The sequence below is a fragment of the Pseudomonas sp. ANT_H4 genome, from assembly GCF_008369295.1.
In the GTDB taxonomy this organism is placed as follows: domain Bacteria; phylum Pseudomonadota; class Gammaproteobacteria; order Pseudomonadales; family Pseudomonadaceae; genus Aquipseudomonas.
The window spans coordinates 19,072-35,440 of record NZ_VOBG01000042.1; the positions used below are offsets into that span (position 1 = coordinate 19,072).

A 16,369-nucleotide genomic window follows, 5' to 3' on the forward strand; every position below is an offset into this window, starting at 1 on the left:
ACCTAGTGGTGTGAAGGAGCTTTCATTTTCCGCTCTTGAGCCTCTAAGCAATGCCGAGTCGGACCCGTGATTCGGTTTGGACATTTAACTGCTTTGGGTTGTCCTTCGGGCGCGACGTGCAGCTTTACGAGCGCCCTTCGTTTTAGATTTGCCGCCACGCTTTCCAGCCAGCCTTTCACTGAGAATCTGACCTACAAGATTGCCAGCTGCGGCAGTGGATCGAATCAAGGAGTCGGCAATCTTTCCATTGATGATCATGCGACCTGAGCCTCTTCGTTCCCTGCAGCATTTTCACGAGCATTTTGAGCCGCTTTTTCTTCCGCTTTCCTGGCCTTGTCCTCAGCTGCCTTTTCTTTTTTCTCGATTTCGTCGAGCAGGCCCTGCAGTAGCGACCGATTTTCCTCACTTAATTGCTCGAACGCCGGATCCTTCGAAATGTTCTTGGCAGCTTCGTACAAGGGCTTTGATTGGCTTTTGACGACCTTATCCAGTCGACCACCTGGAATGTCGGCCTTGGTGACCTTTTTCTTTCCCTTCTTGACTGAGGTCGCCATGCCTTCCTGCAAAATCTTCACAGCATCACCGCGATGTTTGCGCATCACTTCCAGCGCCAACCCGACAGAGACTTCGCCCTTCTGAAGCATTTCAATAATGGAGATAGGCGCGGCAACCACTTCGAGTAGTTGTTCGACATAGACCGGGCCAAAATGAAGCCGCTCGCCGATACGCTCTGGCGACCACCCATAACTGAGCAGACGCTTTGCAACCAAGGCTGTTTCGAAAGTACTAAGGCGACGACCTTCGTTGTTGGCCACCAGACCAGCAACAATGTCCTCAAGGCCGATCCCCTTAGTCGGAAGGGTTACAACCGGAAAGTTAGTAATCGGCGCCCCTTCGCTCAATGCGAGCTTTAGAGCCTCAATACGGCAGTGACCATCGCTGACGTAGGCAACAGACCCTCCCTCTTCCTCAACGATGAATACCTCAATAGGCTTACTCGACTTGAAGCCGATTTGCTTCATGTTGTCGGCGAGCTCCCGAATGTGCTGGTCGAGACCAGCATCTCTGACTCGAACGTTGAGCCCCTCCATTACACGGAGCTTGCTGAGCTCGGACACCGCCGGCATCCACAAATCACGCGCCTTGGCGCCCATGCCTCTCTCCATCGCGCCCTTGATAGAACCGAAGAGAAAGTCGACACGCAGTTCGCTTGGAGGGATATCGGCCTGGGTGAGCTCGAAAGATTGCTGCGGCATTGGAGTCTGAGTCATAGCTGGTCTCTCATTCCTAAGATTATGGATGTGGGCGTCATCGCCTCTCATGTGACCCATAGTAAGGAAGCTCGTGATAATGCAACCCCTGCATTGAGCCGCAGTTTGGGCTCAATCCAACCAGTTCAGAGCTGACAGCCCATTGTGAGCTGGCTACATAAGACGCACCTGGACAATTACCGACAGGTCGCCAAAGGTGCTTCGTTACAAGAGCTGACTATGGGGTAAGCCCGCCTAGGCCTGAATAAAAGATTCTTTCGAGTGGTGCTTTTTGAGAATTAAAACTGTCGCAAAAGAATAAAAGCTGTCCGGCCCATCTGCGTCAGTTTTATGTTCCGGCGTCATACCGCGCACTTGTTGAGAATGCACTGCGCAATTGTGGTGAAATGGTCGCCACAAAATCATCGGGTGGGATCTGAGGTGGCTAGGGCTATAGGTCGGCAAAAAACGGATCTGCGCGAGGCGCATATGCATAAGTATGAGCAATTTGCCTGGCAAGACGCATTGTCCTTGGCCGCTTGGCTTAAGAAGTCATTCGACCTGGAAGCCGTACGCGAGAGCTACGAGTCCAACTCGATCCAGGGCAACAACGATTTTGAAAAATATCATGCAGATGTCATCCAGGAGCTGATAGCCACGCCCGAGAGCCGGCGGCCTGCTTACCTGCGTCGTGCCTGCAAAAATGTAAGCGCCCTTACGCAAGGAGTGATGATTGTTTTGGCGATCATTGCCCAAGTGCGGGTCAAGGAAGTGATCGAGCTTCGGGACCGTTTCCGCCGTTCCCTTTTCCCTGGAGGCGGCAACCGTGATACCTGCGCCGGTATATACGCATTCAACAATGCAATGCGGGATGTAACCTTCATGACATGGCCCACGGCAGTGTTCGAGGCGTTATCAGAGAGGGAATCAAAGAGGGAGGCCGAATGGGCGCGCATTAAACCCGTTGTAGATGAATGGGTGTCTGTGATCGACAGCTTCGACGATGATGACTGATTTGGTGGCCACGCCGTCTCTCGGATAGGAAAGCCCCCCTCACGCAATCTACGTTCGTTGCGACGGTTTTAATTCTCTAGAGCTTGCCGCTCCAGCGGCTCTTTGACGTGTTGCGACAGTTTTGCGATTTGGTAGCCTCGCATTGGTGGGCACGTAATCAGCGCAACGAAAGACAGTTTTAACTCTGTGAATTCAGTGGGAGGATCGCCCCATTTGCAGGTACGGACCAACTATTTGCATGCCGCGCATTTTGAGAGAATCAGTTCCTCTTATTTCCGTCACAGAGCGCCCGCTCCCATGCTCTACTTGCTTTCCAGCTTGGTAATTTCCTTGTCCTGCCTTTTCGGACTGTTCCGCCATATGAACCGGCTGATTGAGCACTCCCAAATTGATGGGACCTCACGGCCCACCCCAATGACGACTCTTATCCTGGGCTTGATGCTTTTCGCAACGAGCGCACCGAAAGCTCTGACAATTCTCTCCGACAAAGCTATGAATTTGGATGCACGTTACGGACGACTATCTGTGGAGCTTTTGGCAATGGGCGGCGCCGCGGCAGCCGGCTGGGCTGTTTGGAAACTATATTTCGCGTTCAAGTTTCAGAATGCTGGCTTCTGGAATGCCAGGCACATCATTTTGCTGATATCTGCTGGCGGCATTTGCATGATGTCGGCAGTTGAACATATATCGTTCTATCGCAGTAGCTCAGACGGTTGGGCAAACCTTGAGCTCATCAAGGATGATTTCTCAGATTTCAGACATGACAAACTGTAATGCTTCGATCGTCTTGATACGAATTAGTGATAGTGGAGCTATGGAGTATCGGCGCCCAACGATCATGATTTTTAATAGTCTTTCCTCGCAACCATTTGTGCCATGGCCGGACTACACGGAGGGGACCAGCCAGCAACTCGGCGATGCCATTCGAGATTTCAAATCCCATGCGACTGTGGCTGATCAATAGAACTCCACCCAAAGCTTCAAATACCTCAAAATCCCAGCACACCGCTGGGATTTTTTATGGTCCGAACCGGCTTCCGCTGATATACCTGCCATTAATTTCCGGACCGGACATCAGCGGGCAACTTAAAGATTTCTCGATGGCGGCCGATACAAGAAAATGCCTTCTGCCAAGCATCAAAAAAAGGTATGTATTCAAATAAAATCCCGACTTGAGCGGGGTTGCATATAGCAAAACTGGATTTAAATTAGTTTCGTAAGCAGCGCCTAACAAGCTGCGAAGCTAAGGATGGTCTGAAGTAGTTGTGTATTTCTGGCTGACTTCAGCCCCTGCCGATTTTAAAAGCGGCAAATCGATCAAAAACGCTCAGATCACCCGCTTATTTCTGTGTTTTTAGCCGCCGCGAGCACCTCGCGGCAGCCATTTTCCACATTACAGGCGCACCTCTCCTGCATTCGCCAGTAAATGTCGGCGCGCCATCCACAGGTTCGACAGCGCGAACAGCGTCATCAGTTGCGCCGTGTTCTTCGCCAGACCACGGAAGCGCACCTTCACATAACCGAACTGGCGCTTGATCACCCGGAACGGATGCTCGACCTTGGCTCGTACCTGAGCCTTGGCCTTCTCAATCTTGCGCTTGGCTTTGTACAAAGCACTGCGCTTATCAAGCTTCTTGTAAGTACTACGGCGGGCGGCGATCTGCCAGATGACCCCCCGGCCTTCATGTTCAGGGCGTTTCTCGACGCCGGTGTAACCCGCGTCGGCACCGACCATGTTCTCATCGCCGTGCAGCAGCTTATCGACCTGGGTGACATCGGCCACGTTGGCCGCCGTGCCCACCACGCTGTGCACCAAGCCCGACTCATCATCGACACCGATGTGCGCCTTCATGCCGAAGTGGTGAGTCGGCCGCGGGAACTGCCCCCGCAGCCGCTCGCAGAACCGTACGTGACACTCTCGCGTCATACGGCTCCCGTTATCCAACCTTGCTGCCCGGTCACTCGCCAGTGATGAAACAGCCGGGGTACCACAGTCCGCATCTTGTCCAGCCATTGGCTAATGCGCCGCTTGCGCCTATGAAGAGCCTTGTATTTTCGTCGGGCCCAGCGTTCAAGCGCGCGGTCAATGTGCTGGAAGATGCCAAGCATGGCTGTCCGATAGAACGAGCCATAGTATTGCGACCACCCCTGTATCACTGGATTGTAGAGCCGAGCCACGTCGACCAGCGTCACGTGGGTTTGGCGATTGAGTCGCCACCTGCGTACCGCTTGCCGCATCCGCTTTAAGGCATCCGCACTCGCTCCCGGAAGGAAGCTCGTGAAGAGCTGGTCTTGTTTGCTGAGCGCCTTCCTCGGCCTAAAGGTGAAGCCGAGGAAGGTAAAGCTCACATGCGGATAACCTGCGCGACGGTTACTGTCCTTGCAGTACACGACCTTCGATTTCTCGGGGTGCATCGTCAAGCCACAGGCAGCCAGCCGTGAAGCAATGGAGCGCATCACGTACTCCGCTTGCTTTCGACTGCGGCAGTGCACCACCGCATCATCGGCGTAGCGGGCAAACGGGCAGTTGGGGCTGGTACGTTGCATCCAGGTGTCGAAGGCATAGTGCATGAACAGATTCATCAGGAGGGGACTGATCACTCCACCTTGCGGGGTGCCGCGTTCGCGTCGGACGCGCATACCGTGATCCGTTTCGAACGGCGCAACCAGCCACCGCTCGATGTACAGAAGTATCCAGTCCTCCTTGATGTGCAGGCGCACCGCCTTCATCAGCAACCCATGATTGATCTGATCGAAGGCTGCCTTGATATCAAACTCCACCACCCAGTCGTATCGCCAGCAGCGCTCACGCGTGATCGCCACCGCCTGCTTCGCTGATCGTCCCGGCCGGTACCCATAGGAGTCCGAGTGGAAGATCGAGTCCAGCTCCGGCTCGATGAGAAGCTTGACCACGGTTTGCGCGACACGATCACCAACCGTGGGCACTCCCAGCTTGCGCGTGCCTCCCGATGCCTTGGGAATTTCTACTTGCTTGACCGGAGGCGGGAAGTACGACCCCGACGACATCCGATTCCACAGCTTGTAGAGATTCTTAGACAGATCCCGCTCGAAATCGGCGATGGTTTCATCGTCGATGCCGGCAGCACCGCGGTTGGCCCTGACCTGCTGGTAGGCGTCCCATACCGTGCGTTTCGCTATGTCATAAGGTTTCGCCGAGCTCACGCCACTCATCCCCGGAGGTTGGCAACGCTCGTCGGCCGGATAACGCCGCCCCTTCGCTCCACCTCCATTACAGAGGCTTCATCGCTACTACGGGAGGCTCCGCCCCTCGTTCCAGCATCGGTATTCTTCCTCATGGTGTTGGCCATTTGTCATTTTCCTTCGCATCTGGAACAAGGTTCTCACGTTCCGTACCAAAGCCTGTATGAAGATCATGCCGCCTATACACCGGCTGCCATCGGGTCCGTAAGCAGGTAACGCCCCGACTTGTCCTGAAGCCAGTACTCCACCTCAGTTTCGGCAGCACCTTGGGCATAACGATGCGTCATCGGACGGTTTGCTTTCGCTCATCTTCTCCATACTCACCTGCCATCCTCAGGGATGACTTTTCCTCGGTCGCTCACCACCACACCTTTTGGATGCAGCAGCACCGGGTGGTTTGAAGTCCGCTCCTGCAAGCCGACTTCGGAAGGCCTACTTCCATCTTCGGCACAGCAGCACAGGTCATCTGACCTGTGTTCGTGACACACAGTACTGGTTACCCTTCTTGGTCTGATGCATTTCCGGGTCGCGCTTACCGTCCTTGTTCTTGGTCGAACTCGGCGCATTGATCAGCGTGGCATCGACGATCGTGCCTTGGCGCAGCGACAGCCCTCGGTCGCCCAGATAGCCATTGATGACAGCCAAGATGCCGGCGGCTAGTTCGTGCTTCTCCAGCAAACGACGGAAGTTGAGGATGGTGGTTTCATCGGGGATACGCTCCAAGCTCAGCCCCGCGAACTGGCGCAGGATGGTGGTCTCGTACAGCGCCTCTTCCATCGCTGGATCGCTGTAACCGAACCAGTTTTGCATCAGGTGCACGCGCAGCATCGCCATCAGCGGATAGGCCGGACGACCGCCTTCACCCTTGGGATAATGCGGCTCGATCAAGGCAATCAAACCCTTCCACGGCACCACCCGATCCATCTCGATCAGGAACAACTCTTTGCGGGTTTGTTTGCGCTTACCGGCGTACTCGGCGTCGGCGAAGGTCATCTGCTTCATCGGGAAACTCGGTGGGTGGAATCCGGGTATTTTGCCAAAATCTGGAAGTCTTCTTCAGAGTTTCCCTAGCATTAAGCTGGGCGCGACAACAGACGTCTAGTTGGGCGGCACCTGAAGGTTTCGACCAGCCACATAACGGCCTAGGTCAATCGACGGGCAAGAATAGAATGTCTCCTATAGTCCGCTAGTGTGCGCTCTCTTGCTTGGATGGCATTACGTTCTGGCCCAACGTTACTGTAGCGAATCCGCAGCAGTATCAATCAAAGCCTCCTGTATCCCGCGTGAAGAAAGACGCTACGTTGCGCCCGTTCTTCCACGGCTTCGCTTGCCGCCCCGCTACGGCAGATTCGAAGTATTCATCGAAATGTCATCCTTTAGAAGCAGTGCGGTAACAAGGAATTTCTACCCTTTGCATCGCGAACCGCAATTGTGCGGCCAGCAATATTGCGAAAGGTGATCAAATGACGCCCCATCCGATACAGGACGCCGTGCTGCGGGTCGACCGGTTGAGCGTCGTCTATCCAGGCGGCGTGACAGCCCTACGCGATACCTCGATTGCATTTCGGCGTGGTGAGTTCACCGTGCTGCTTGGTCTCTCGGGCGCAGGCAAGTCGACCTTGCTCCGTAGTCTCAATCGACTCGTCACGCCCACTGGCGGCAGTGTCACCAGCGAACTCGGTGAACTCGGCAGCGGCTCGGCCTTGCGTCAGCATCGTCGGCGTACCGCCATGATCTTTCAGCACCACCAGCTAATCGAACGTCAAAGCGCACTGGCTAATGTGCTTACCGGTCGGCTGGCCTTTCACAACACGCTCCGCTCGCTGTTTCCTCTGCCGCGTGCCGATCAGGAGATTGCGCTCAGTTGCCTCGCTCGGGTCGGTCTGGCAGACAAGGCGCTAAGCCGGGTGGACAAACTGTCCGGTGGCCAGCAGCAGCGGGTAGGCATCGCGCGTGCGCTAGCGCAACAGCCGGCGATCATTCTGGCCGATGAGCCGGTAGCCAGTCTCGACCCGGCCACTTCGGTCCGTGTTCTCGGATTGCTGCGCGACATCTGCAAGGAAGACGGCATCACCGCCATCGTTTCGCTGCATCAACTCGAATATGCCCGCCGCTTCGCCGATCGCGTCGTCGGGCTGGCCGATTCTCAGATCGTTTTCGATGCCGCGCCCTCGGAACTCACCGATGCGCAGCTTGAGCGCATCTATGCAGGCCGCTCTACGACTCAGCCAGCGAATGCTCCGGCTGAACCACCTGTCATGCTCGAACCTTCACTGGAGATGTCCCGATGAAACGCTTATCCGCGCTCTTATTGACTTGCTTGCTGTCCGCTGTTTCAAGTTTGTCCGCCCTAGCGGCCGATGCCGATCCGGATGTGCTAAAGGTTGCCCTGCTGCCGGACGAAAACGCCTCCGAGCTGATCAAGCGTAACCAGCCGCTGAAGGATTATCTGGAAGAGCATCTGGACAAGAAGGTGCAGCTGATCGTAACCACCGACTATTCCTCGATGATTGAGGCGATGCGCTTTGGCCGTATCGACCTGGCGTATTTCGGTCCGCTGTCCTACGTCATGGCCAAAAGCAAAAGCGACATCGAGCCCTTCGCTGCCATGGTCATCGACGGCAAGCCGACCTATCGCTCGGTGATTATCGCCAATGTGGCGTCAGGCGTGAATGAGTATGCCGACCTTAAGGGCAAGAAGATGGCCTATGGTGACCGGGCATCGACGTCCAGCCATTTGATTCCCAAAACCGTGCTTCTTGAGACGGCCGATTTGACGGGTGGGCAGGACTACGAACAACATTTTGTGGGCACGCATGACGCCGTTGCCGTCAACGTGGCGAACGGCAACGCCGATGCGGGTGGGCTGTCGGAGGTAATTTTCAATCACGTAGCCGAACGTGGCCTAATCGATCCGAGCAAGGTGAAAGTACTTGGTTACAGCGGCGAATACCCCCAGTACCCCTGGGCGATGCGCTCGAACCTGAGCCCCGAGCTGAAAACCAAGGTGCGGGATGTATTCGTCGGTATCGACGATCCCGAAGTGCTGCGCAACTTCAAGGCCGAGGCCTTCGCGCCAATCACCGACGCCGACTACGATGTGATCCGCAACATGGGATCGCTGCTCGGCCTCGACTTCGCCACGATGTGAGCACCGATATGTCTACTCATTACGACGTGCAGGCGCTGCCTGCAGAGCAACGCGAGCACATCCTTCGAGGCTTCGGCCTCGGTTGGTGGCGCCAGCTGGGGCAGGTGGCGATTGTATTCGGAGTGGTGCTGTTGGCCTGCTGGTACGTGGGGCTGCTCGATGCCACCACGCTGCTGAACGGGCTGCCCTCCATCGCGACCCTGGCAGGCGAGGCCATGCCGCCAGACTTTTCGGGCTATCGAAGCTGGATTCGCCCCTTGATCGACACCTTGGCGATGAGCATCGCCGGTACGGCCATCGCAGTGGTGTTCTCGCTGGTGGTGGCCTTCGTTGCAGCGCGCAATACGGCGCCGCACCCCCTTGTGTTCGGTGTTGCCCGGGTGCTGCTCAATGCCCTGCGGTCGGTGCCGGAGCTGATCATGGGCATCATCTTCGTTGCAGCCGTAGGGTTCGGCGCCTTGCCGGGCGTGCTTGCCCTGGGTCTGCATTCGGTCGGCATGGTCGGCAAGTTCTTCGCCGAGGCCATCGAGCACGTCGACGAAGCGCCGGTGGAAGCCGCTCGGGCGGCGGGGGCTACGCCGATGCAAGTGCTGCTGCACGCGGTTTTGCCACAGGTGACGCCGCAGTTCGCCGACGTGGCGATCTACCGCTGGGAATACAACTTTCGCGCCTCCACCGTGATGGGCATGGTTGGCGCCGGCGGTATCGGCTTCGAACTCATGGGCTCGCTGCGCATCATGCAGTACCAGGAGGTTGCAGCAATCCTGCTGGTCATCCTGGCCATGGTCACGCTAGTAGACGCCTTCAGTGGCGTGCTGCGCAAACGTTTCAAATAGGACAAACCATGCTGCCGAAACTCGTTATAACTCACCGAGTACACGATGAGATCCTGCAACTGCTGGCGCCACATTGCGAGCTGATGACCAACCAGACCGACAGCACGCTGACGCGCGAGGAAATTCTGCGCCGCTGCCGCGATGCTCAGGCGATGATGGCGTTCATGCCCGATCGGGTCGATGCAGACTTTCTTCAAGCCTGCCCTGAGCTGCGTGTAGTCGGCTGCGCGCTCAAGGGCTTCGACAATTTCGATGTGGACGCCTGTACTGCCCGCGGGGTCTGGCTGACCTTCGTGCCTGATCTGTTGACGGTCCCGACTGCCGAGCTGGCGATCGGACTGGCGGTGGGGCTGGGGCGGCATCTGCGGGCAGCAGATGCGTTCGTCCGCTCTGGCGAGTTCCAGGGCTGGCAACCACAGTTCTACGGCACGGGGCTGGATAACGCTACGGTCGGCATCCTTGGCATGGGCGCCATCGGACTGGCCATGGCTGATCGCTTGCAGGGATGGGGCGCGACCCTGCAGTACCACGAGGCGAAGGCTCTGGATACACAAACCGAGCAACGGCTCGGCCTGCGCCAGGTGGCGTGCAGCGAACTCTTCGCCAGCTCGGACTTCATCCTGCTGGCGCTTCCCTTGAATGCCGATACCCAGCATCTGGTCAACGCCGAGCTGCTTGCCCTCGTACGGCCGGGCGCTCTGCTTGTAAACCCCTGTCGTGGTTCGGTAGTGGATGAAGCCGCCGTGCTCGCGGCGCTTGAGCGAGGCCAGCTCGGCGGGTATGCGGCGGATGTATTCGAAATGGAAGACTGGGCTCGCGCGGACCGGCCGCGGCTGATCGATCCTGCGCTGCTCGCGCATCCGAATACGCTGTTCACTCCGCACATAGGGTCGGCAGTGCGCGCGGTGCGCCTGGAGATTGAACGTTGTGCAGCGCAGAACATCATCCAGGTATTGGCAGGTGCGCGCCCAATCAACGCTGCGAACCGTCTGCCCAAGGCCGAGCCTGCCGCATGTTGAATCCGGTCTGGCTGAAGAGCCTGGTAGCGATCGTTCAAACAGGCAGTTTTCAGAGCGCGGCGAGGGCGTTGGGGCTGGCCCAGCCGACGGTGTCGCAGCACTTGCAGAAGCTTGAAGAGCAGGTCGGCGTAACGCTGGTGCAGCGCAGTCGTAGCGGCTGCCAGCCTACCACACGGGCGCTGGCCTTCATGCCGCATGCGACCGCCTTGCTCGACATGCACGCCCGGGCGCTAGAAGCCCTGCATGGCAATCGTGAGCGCGTCGGGGCCAGCTCCAACATCGGCACCTACCTTCTCCAGCCATTCGTGCGCAACTATCTGACGACCGCAAATGAGAGGGGCGAGGTGGATCTGCGCATCGCCGCCAACCCGGATGTGGCCGACCAGCTACTGGCGGGCCAGCTCGACGCCGCGATCATGGAATGGTGGCTACCTCACCCCGACTTCGAACACCGCCTCTGGCGGGTCGAGCCGCTGGTGCTTATCGTCAGCCCCGACCATGCGCTGGCTGAAGCAGGGTGCATAGAACGTGATCGTCTGGTGGACCTGCCGATGCTGGGAGGTGAACCGGGTAGCGGTACCGGACGGCTTCTGACCGAATACTTTGGCGAACTGGGCGTGCCTCGCAGCGGTATGCAGCTAGGCAGCACCGAGGCAGTCAAACAAGCAGTGAGGGCGGGACTCGGCGTGTCGTTGGTGATGGCTTCCGCAGTACAAGACGAAGTTCGCAGTGGCGCGCTGGTAGCTCTTCCCATCCCGGGGCTTGAAAAGCGTCTCCAACTGATCTGGCGCAAACCTCCCGGAAATCTGCACCCGCCGGGATTTGTGCGGCACTTATTGGAGGAGGCAGATCTAGCTGGATAAGGTGATGGATGGTTGCGATCCAGCGCTTGGCTTGTCAGCCTAGGGAAACTCTGAAAAAGACTTTCTGATTTGGCAAAATACCGCGACCCCACCCACCGAGTTTCCCGATGAAGCAGATGACCTTCGCCGACGCCGAGTACGCTGGCAAGCGCAAGCAAACCCGCAAGGAGTTGTTCCTGATCGAGATGGATCGGGTGGTGCCGTGGAAGGGCTTGATTGCTTTGATCGAGCCACATTATCCGAAAGGTGAAGGTGGCCGTCCGGCCTACCCGTTGATGGCGATGCTGCGTGTGCATCTGCTGCAGAACTGGTTCGGCTACAGCGATCCAGCGATGGAGGAAGCGCTGTACGAAACCACGATCCTGCGCCAGTTTGCCGGGCTGAACCTGGAGCGCATCCCCGACGAAACCACCATTCTCAACTTCCGCCGCTTGCTGGAGAAACACGAGCTGGCGGCCGGCATCCTCGCTGTCATCAATGGCTATCTGGGCGACCGCGGCCTGTCGCTGCGCCAGGGCACCATCGTCGATGCAACGCTGATCAATGCGCCCAGTTCGACCAAGAACAAGGACGGCAAGCGCGACCCGGAAATGCACCAGACCAAGAAGGGAAACCAGTATTATTTTGGCATGAAGGCCCACATCGGCGCCGATGACGAATCGGGTCTGGTGCACAGCGTAGTGGGCACGGCGGCCAATGTGGCGGATGTCACCCAGGTGGACAAATTGCTGCATGGCGACGAAAACGTGGTCTGCGCCGATGCAGGCTACACCGGTGTCGAAAAGCGGCCCGAGCATGAAGGACGTGAAGTTATCTGGCAGGTGGCGGCACGCCGCAGCACCTACAAAAAACTCGATAAGCGCAGCGTGCTGTACAAAGCCAAGCGCAAGATTGAAAAGGCCAAGGCTCAGGTGCGCGCCAAGGTCGAGCATCCGTTCCGGGTAATCAAGCGCCAGTTCGGTTACACCAAGGTGCGCTTTCGCGGCTTGGCCAAAAACACGGCGCAACTGGTGACACTGTTCGCTCTGTCGAACCTGTGGATGGCGCGCCGACATTTACTGACGAATGCAGGAGAGGTGCGCCTGTAATGCGGGAAATGGCCACCGGAGTGGGGTCCGGGTGGCGAAAACGTAAGAAATACTCGTCGAATTGATTGTTTTTTGATCATTTGGCGAGTTTAAAAGTTGCGCTAGGTGGTATGCCGGGGAAATACATGGCTACTTCAGACCATCCCTAAGAATCACCTTAAAGGAGATAGATGGATGAAAAACAAAGTTACGATCGCCCTGGCACTTCTCATCAGTGTTGCAGCATGCGGTGCTTCCGCGGGTGCCGGAGGTAACGGCAGCGGCAACCCAAAGAACGACGCAGGCCATCCTACCAAGGAGCCCATCGCCCGTTACATTTGGAAAGAAGGCAAGCTCGTACCAAACCCAGAGCGCTCAGAAGACACGGCTAAGCCCGTCGATCAACAATCGGCTAGCATTGATGTAGAGAAACCTTAAAATACTTCAAAAGAAGAAAGCAGCTTCGGCTGCTTTTTTCATATTACAGAATTAGGATTCTTGCACATCCGTCGTCAGTGTTTTGATCAATTTCCATTGGGCTGCGCGATAGGTTGAAAGGAGTAACCAATGCAAAATAAACGCTACCCGCTGTTGATTGCTGGGCAAAAATATTCTCCAGAAGATCAATGGCAAGAAGCGTTCGCACCTCACGTGGAAGAGCTGTTCGCAGCCGTAGGGGTTCTGGACGCGCGTTGCCTATGCCTTGAAGACAGCCACCAGGCGCCAAGCATAATGATCAAACGGCGGTCAGAGCGATCAGGCTATGCGTACATTCGTGCCCCAGGCACCGGTAATCTTCATGCGCCAAGCTGCGTGTTTCATTCTCCGCACCAAAACCTCAGCGGACTTAATTGTTACAGTTCAAGCGCAATCAAAGAAACGCTTGATGGAACTATTTGCATCAATCTCAGAAAGAAACTTAAAAAATCTTCTAATGCGGCTTATAAGATGATTGATGATGCCGATCAATCTAAAATTCGAGCTTTAGGCTTAAAGGGAATACTCCACCTAATTTGGTCAGAGGCACGGCTCAACTTATGGTTCGACCATGTTAAATGCCAACGACGCCTTGGCATGGTAAATCTAGCGATTAGGCAGGTTGCCGGCCGAATTATCAGCCAAGACACGCCACTTGACAGGAACTTACTTTTACATGCTCCAATAGGAAGCCAGCAGGAACAACTCAACAACGAAGTAATCAACTCGTCACTTGCAATCAACAGCAATACTTTACTTCTTGCGCCACTAAGGCAATACAACCCCGACAAGTACGAACATAATGTCTCAAAACTTCCAGTAGTTGGAAACTTCGGTTTCTCAGCGATTTTTATTGGTTCACACCACTGGGAGCACTTCGTTAAAGAGTATCCAAACGAAGTCAAGCTTTGGAAAGAAGGACACACTGTAATTGCGCTCGCTCGCCTTGCAACAAAAAACAACGGGACTTTCAACATCGCGCAGGTTCGAGATCTGGCATTGATGGCTGTAAGCGAAGCATGGATACCGATCACATCACGTTCCGATATGGCAAAGGAGTCAGCTCTAAGAGCCGAGCGCGTGAGTTTTATCAAACCACTACGGTACGACGCTCCTCTCAACCTAGAAATACCGGATTTCCTTATCGCTGACGGAGACAGGTACCAGCCAGTGAAAATCTCCAGCTAGCCCAAATAAGAAACCCGGTCCTAAGACCGGGTTTTTTGTCCACGTTACAAACTAAAATGTATGAAGGGCAACAGGCCAACACAGAATCCCAGAATCCCCAGCAACCCGCCCGCTATCCCTAAACGAATGGAGATACGAACATTCAGGTCAGGGTGAAACCAAAACCACTTATAGATTTCCGCGGAGGATGCTCTCTTCAACTCTAGCTCGACTAGATCATTGAAGCGGACGCCCAGGACGTCGATCGCATCGTAGTCGAGTGCTACAGCGTTTTTAGTGATGGATATCCCACCAGGAGTGCCCATCACATACCTCAAGACGCTGGCACCATTTGCGCTGTTGCAAATCATCACCGGCTCACGACGGAAAAATCTGTTCCGATCTTTTCGTTTCGAGTCGATGTTGCGGTTGTGTAGTCGAACAATGGAGTTTTGAAGCCCACTGTCCTCTGATGGCAGGCGAACCACGGTTAAGATCTTCATATTCACACCAGCCTGCCGGAAATGCCTTTGAGGGCGTAGTGCGTGAAGATGCTTGTCGGGCGAAATGTGTGAGCAAACCAAATCACTTGACCTGCCTCCCCCTCAAATACCCACCCACCAGATGTGGCTCGATGTTGTAGAGCATCCACAAGAGACAAGAACCCACAAAAGCATGGTTGATTCGACATAGGTTGTACCTCCAGTTCACCGAGGCACCCCCACCCACCGGGAGAGAGCGCCCGGTAGGCTTTAATCCAGCTCATGGCTGGATATCTGATCGCAGTCACTCACCTTAAAGTAAGGCCGCGTACTTGAAGTGCTGACCAGGGTCAGCTCCCACAGGGCAACAAACATTTGATGTCCTGAATGGCAGATAAAATAGCTCGTGGATTCTAGGTATTCAATCCCAAGGATATCGGCGCACGCTGGACTTCTGCATACGTGCCCCCCATCCAATACCTTTTTTCCTAACGCTTCCGCGCCACTAGGATTACCACTGACACGGAGGTACCGGCGAAAGCGTTCTCGATGACGCGTGACCACTCCAGATCGAACTCTGGGAGCACGTCCTTGTTCTTCGCACTGGCGGGCAAAACGGCCGTAACCTGTCCGCCGGCCTTCAGCAGGCCCGCAGACGCTGTCAGGTGCGAAAGCCAACGCCCTTCGCTAAATGGTGGGTTCATCACAACACGGTCGAACCGATCAGCCGTTGAACCTGCCCAATTCAAGAAATCAGCTTGGGTGACGTCGAAGCCCTTTGCTTCCAGCACCTTACAATGCAGGTCGCTGATCTCGACGCATCGCGTTCTGTTCTTGGGCATGTGATCGGCTATGCCACCAATCCCGGCTGAAGGCTCCAGGCAAGTATCCTCGTCGCCGATGTTGGCCAGTTCAGCGACTTGGATAGCTAGTTCATCAGGGGTCGGATAGAACTGATGAGCCCGCTGGTCTGGCACACAACCAGAGACGATAATCTCATCCAGGGCCTCGCGTGGACTGAACTCGAATTCAAACCAGACGTGTGCATTCTTGTTGTGACGTACCCCTCCGATCATGGCAAGAATCTTCTCTGCCTCGGTCTGTACTGCCTCACTGCGATCGCCGTAGTCGAACTGAAGGGCATGAGGGTTGGCCGTCAGCGGAGGCCGTGGTTCCTCCCAGCGGTCATAGCGCACCGGCCTGTTTGGCTCGGAGCGCATCTTGGACAGCATAGTAATCACCGCAAACGGAAGCGGACGACCGAACACCTTGTGGCGCTTGCCCTTGGCGCTGGGTTTCGTACGGAAACTGGCCGGAATCGCCGCAGGATACAAGCTGGCCAGCACCGCATTTAGGCGCCAAGCCATTTCCGGATGCACCTCAATATGGCAGGTGCCCTTCTTGTACATTTTCATGCGTAAGGTGCCGCCATCAACCTCGTACCACTCCCCCGTGCGACGCCGGAACACCTCCAGCAGCGGACCAGTGTCACCGTGGCGAGGCTCTTCGCGTCCCATGAACTTAGCTATGACGCAGCGCAGATCATTAAGGTAGCCAGCACGCTCGTAATCAATGGAGTCGTAGCTGTTGATCATGTTAGCAACGATCATTCGCTTACTGAAAGCGGCCGGGCTGTTGGTTACGTGCTGCTTGGTATCAGCTACGTCTCTAACCATTGACACATCAGTAGGCCAGCAAGATTGGGCTTTACCACTGAGTCAGTGAACTGCTCATTGACAGTCAATGTTTGCGCCTGATATTGACGCATCAGGAACGCCAAAAGTGGAGGATTGACAGAGGCATCCGGCCTCAGATTCTTAA

At 55.9% G+C, this 16,369-nt stretch carries 14 protein-coding genes and 2 pseudogenes; 10 read left to right on the top strand and 6 right to left on the bottom strand.

Going from position 1 to position 16,369, the window contains the following annotated elements; all coding sequences use genetic code 11:
• Positions 1-254 precede the first annotated feature (254 nt).
• Positions 255-1,271, bottom strand: coding sequence for a hypothetical protein (locus tag FQ182_RS28485; protein ID WP_149415076.1), 1,017 nt, complete (start codon positions 1,269-1,271; stop codon positions 255-257).
• Positions 1,272-1,739: 468 nt separating this feature from the next.
• Here FQ182_RS28485 and FQ182_RS28490 point away from each other — a divergent pair, with 468 nt between their 5' ends.
• Positions 1,740-2,264 carry a hypothetical protein gene (locus FQ182_RS28490; RefSeq protein ID WP_149494063.1) on the top strand — a complete coding sequence of 175 codons (525 nt, stop codon included), beginning with the start codon at positions 1,740-1,742 and terminating at the stop codon, positions 2,262-2,264.
• Positions 2,265-2,561: 297 nt separating this feature from the next.
• Positions 2,562-3,038, top strand: a complete 477-nt coding sequence (locus FQ182_RS28495) for a hypothetical protein (protein WP_149494064.1) — start codon at positions 2,562-2,564, stop codon at positions 3,036-3,038.
• Positions 3,039-3,657: 619 nt separating this feature from the next.
• Here the strand turns inward: FQ182_RS28495 and FQ182_RS28500 are convergent.
• From FQ182_RS28500 to FQ182_RS28515, 3 genes and pseudogenes are all read right to left on the bottom strand, one after another.
• A pseudogene (locus tag FQ182_RS28500) lies at positions 3,658-4,128 on the bottom strand (IS5 family transposase); the annotation flags it as partial.
• Between the two features lie 59 nt (positions 4,129-4,187).
• The gene (gene ltrA, locus FQ182_RS28505; protein WP_010466266.1) at positions 4,188-5,456 is read right to left on the bottom strand and encodes a group II intron reverse transcriptase/maturase; all 1,269 of its coding nucleotides are present in this window, start codon (positions 5,454-5,456) and stop codon (positions 4,188-4,190) included.
• 519 nt (positions 5,457-5,975) lie between these two features.
• Positions 5,976-6,488: pseudogene (locus tag FQ182_RS28515) on the bottom strand (IS5-like element ISPre1 family transposase); the annotation flags it as partial.
• Between the two features lie 461 nt (positions 6,489-6,949).
• Between FQ182_RS28515 and phnC the strand changes: the two are divergent.
• The 8 genes from phnC (at position 6,950) to FQ182_RS28555 (ending at position 14,087) form a co-directional block, all read left to right on the top strand.
• Positions 6,950-7,777 carry a phosphonate ABC transporter ATP-binding protein gene (gene phnC / locus FQ182_RS28520; protein WP_003118432.1) on the top strand — a complete coding sequence of 276 codons (828 nt, stop codon included), beginning with the start codon at positions 6,950-6,952 and terminating at the stop codon, positions 7,775-7,777.
• Positions 7,774-8,637 carry a phosphate/phosphite/phosphonate ABC transporter substrate-binding protein gene (phnD, locus tag FQ182_RS28525; protein ID WP_010466255.1) on the top strand — a complete coding sequence of 288 codons (864 nt, stop codon included), beginning with the start codon at positions 7,774-7,776 and terminating at the stop codon, positions 8,635-8,637. The genes phnC and phnD overlap by 4 nt, the downstream gene beginning before the upstream one ends.
• A gap of 8 nt (positions 8,638-8,645) precedes the next feature.
• A complete protein-coding gene (gene phnE / locus FQ182_RS28530; RefSeq protein WP_010466252.1) occupies positions 8,646-9,473 on the top strand; it encodes a phosphonate ABC transporter, permease protein PhnE in 828 nt (275 codons plus the stop codon).
• A gap of 8 nt (positions 9,474-9,481) precedes the next feature.
• Entirely contained in the window at positions 9,482-10,492 is a 1,011-nt protein-coding gene (ptxD, locus tag FQ182_RS28535) for a phosphonate dehydrogenase PtxD (protein ID WP_003118429.1), read from the top strand.
• The gene (locus tag FQ182_RS28540) at positions 10,486-11,355 is read left to right on the top strand and encodes a LysR family transcriptional regulator (RefSeq protein WP_010466239.1); all 870 of its coding nucleotides are present in this window, start codon (positions 10,486-10,488) and stop codon (positions 11,353-11,355) included. Before ptxD ends, FQ182_RS28540 begins: the two co-directional genes overlap by 7 nt.
• Before the next feature lie 107 nt (positions 11,356-11,462).
• Positions 11,463-12,443, top strand: a complete 981-nt coding sequence (locus FQ182_RS28545; protein ID WP_010466230.1) for an IS5-like element IS1384 family transposase — start codon at positions 11,463-11,465, stop codon at positions 12,441-12,443.
• Positions 12,444-12,617: 174 nt separating this feature from the next.
• Positions 12,618-12,860: a hypothetical protein gene (locus FQ182_RS28550; RefSeq protein ID WP_149415329.1), complete on the top strand. Its 243-nt coding sequence runs from the start codon at positions 12,618-12,620 to the stop codon at positions 12,858-12,860.
• A 129-nt stretch (positions 12,861-12,989) separates the two neighbouring features.
• Complete coding sequence (locus FQ182_RS28555) at positions 12,990-14,087, top strand: DUF1173 family protein (protein WP_149494065.1); 1,098 nt, start codon at positions 12,990-12,992, stop codon at positions 14,085-14,087.
• A 44-nt stretch (positions 14,088-14,131) separates the two neighbouring features.
• Here FQ182_RS28555 and FQ182_RS28560 read toward each other — a convergent pair whose 3' ends face one another.
• Together FQ182_RS28560 and FQ182_RS28565 are read right to left on the bottom strand one after the other, a co-directional pair.
• Entirely contained in the window at positions 14,132-14,569 is a 438-nt protein-coding gene (locus FQ182_RS28560) for a hypothetical protein (protein ID WP_017849606.1), read from the bottom strand.
• A 467-nt stretch (positions 14,570-15,036) separates the two neighbouring features.
• On the bottom strand, positions 15,037-16,224 hold the full coding sequence (locus tag FQ182_RS28565; RefSeq protein ID WP_017849608.1) for a DUF4942 domain-containing protein: 1,188 nt from the start codon (positions 16,222-16,224) through the stop codon (positions 15,037-15,039).
• Positions 16,225-16,369 lie beyond the last annotated feature (145 nt).

Coding starts and splice junctions, on each gene's coding strand:
- FQ182_RS28545 (WP_010466230.1), top strand. CDS start 11,463: ATGAAGCAGATGACCTTCGCCGACGCCGAGTACGCTGGCAAGCGCAAG.
- FQ182_RS28565 (WP_017849608.1), bottom strand. CDS start 16,224: ATGGTTAGAGACGTAGCTGATACCAAGCAGCACGTAACCAACAGCCCG.
- ptxD (WP_003118429.1), top strand. CDS start 9,482: ATGCTGCCGAAACTCGTTATAACTCACCGAGTACACGATGAGATCCTG.
- FQ182_RS28485 (WP_149415076.1), bottom strand. CDS start 1,271: ATGACTCAGACTCCAATGCCGCAGCAATCTTTCGAGCTCACCCAGGCC.
- FQ182_RS28495 (WP_149494064.1), top strand. CDS start 2,562: ATGCTCTACTTGCTTTCCAGCTTGGTAATTTCCTTGTCCTGCCTTTTC.
- phnD (WP_010466255.1), top strand. CDS start 7,774: ATGAAACGCTTATCCGCGCTCTTATTGACTTGCTTGCTGTCCGCTGTT.
- phnE (WP_010466252.1), top strand. CDS start 8,646: ATGTCTACTCATTACGACGTGCAGGCGCTGCCTGCAGAGCAACGCGAG.
- FQ182_RS28540 (WP_010466239.1), top strand. CDS start 10,486: ATGTTGAATCCGGTCTGGCTGAAGAGCCTGGTAGCGATCGTTCAAACA.
- phnC (WP_003118432.1), top strand. CDS start 6,950: ATGACGCCCCATCCGATACAGGACGCCGTGCTGCGGGTCGACCGGTTG.
- FQ182_RS28560 (WP_017849606.1), bottom strand. CDS start 14,569: ATGAAGATCTTAACCGTGGTTCGCCTGCCATCAGAGGACAGTGGGCTT.
- FQ182_RS28490 (WP_149494063.1), top strand. CDS start 1,740: ATGCATAAGTATGAGCAATTTGCCTGGCAAGACGCATTGTCCTTGGCC.
- ltrA (WP_010466266.1), bottom strand. CDS start 5,456: ATGAGTGGCGTGAGCTCGGCGAAACCTTATGACATAGCGAAACGCACG.
- FQ182_RS28550 (WP_149415329.1), top strand. CDS start 12,618: ATGAAAAACAAAGTTACGATCGCCCTGGCACTTCTCATCAGTGTTGCA.
- FQ182_RS28555 (WP_149494065.1), top strand. CDS start 12,990: ATGCAAAATAAACGCTACCCGCTGTTGATTGCTGGGCAAAAATATTCT.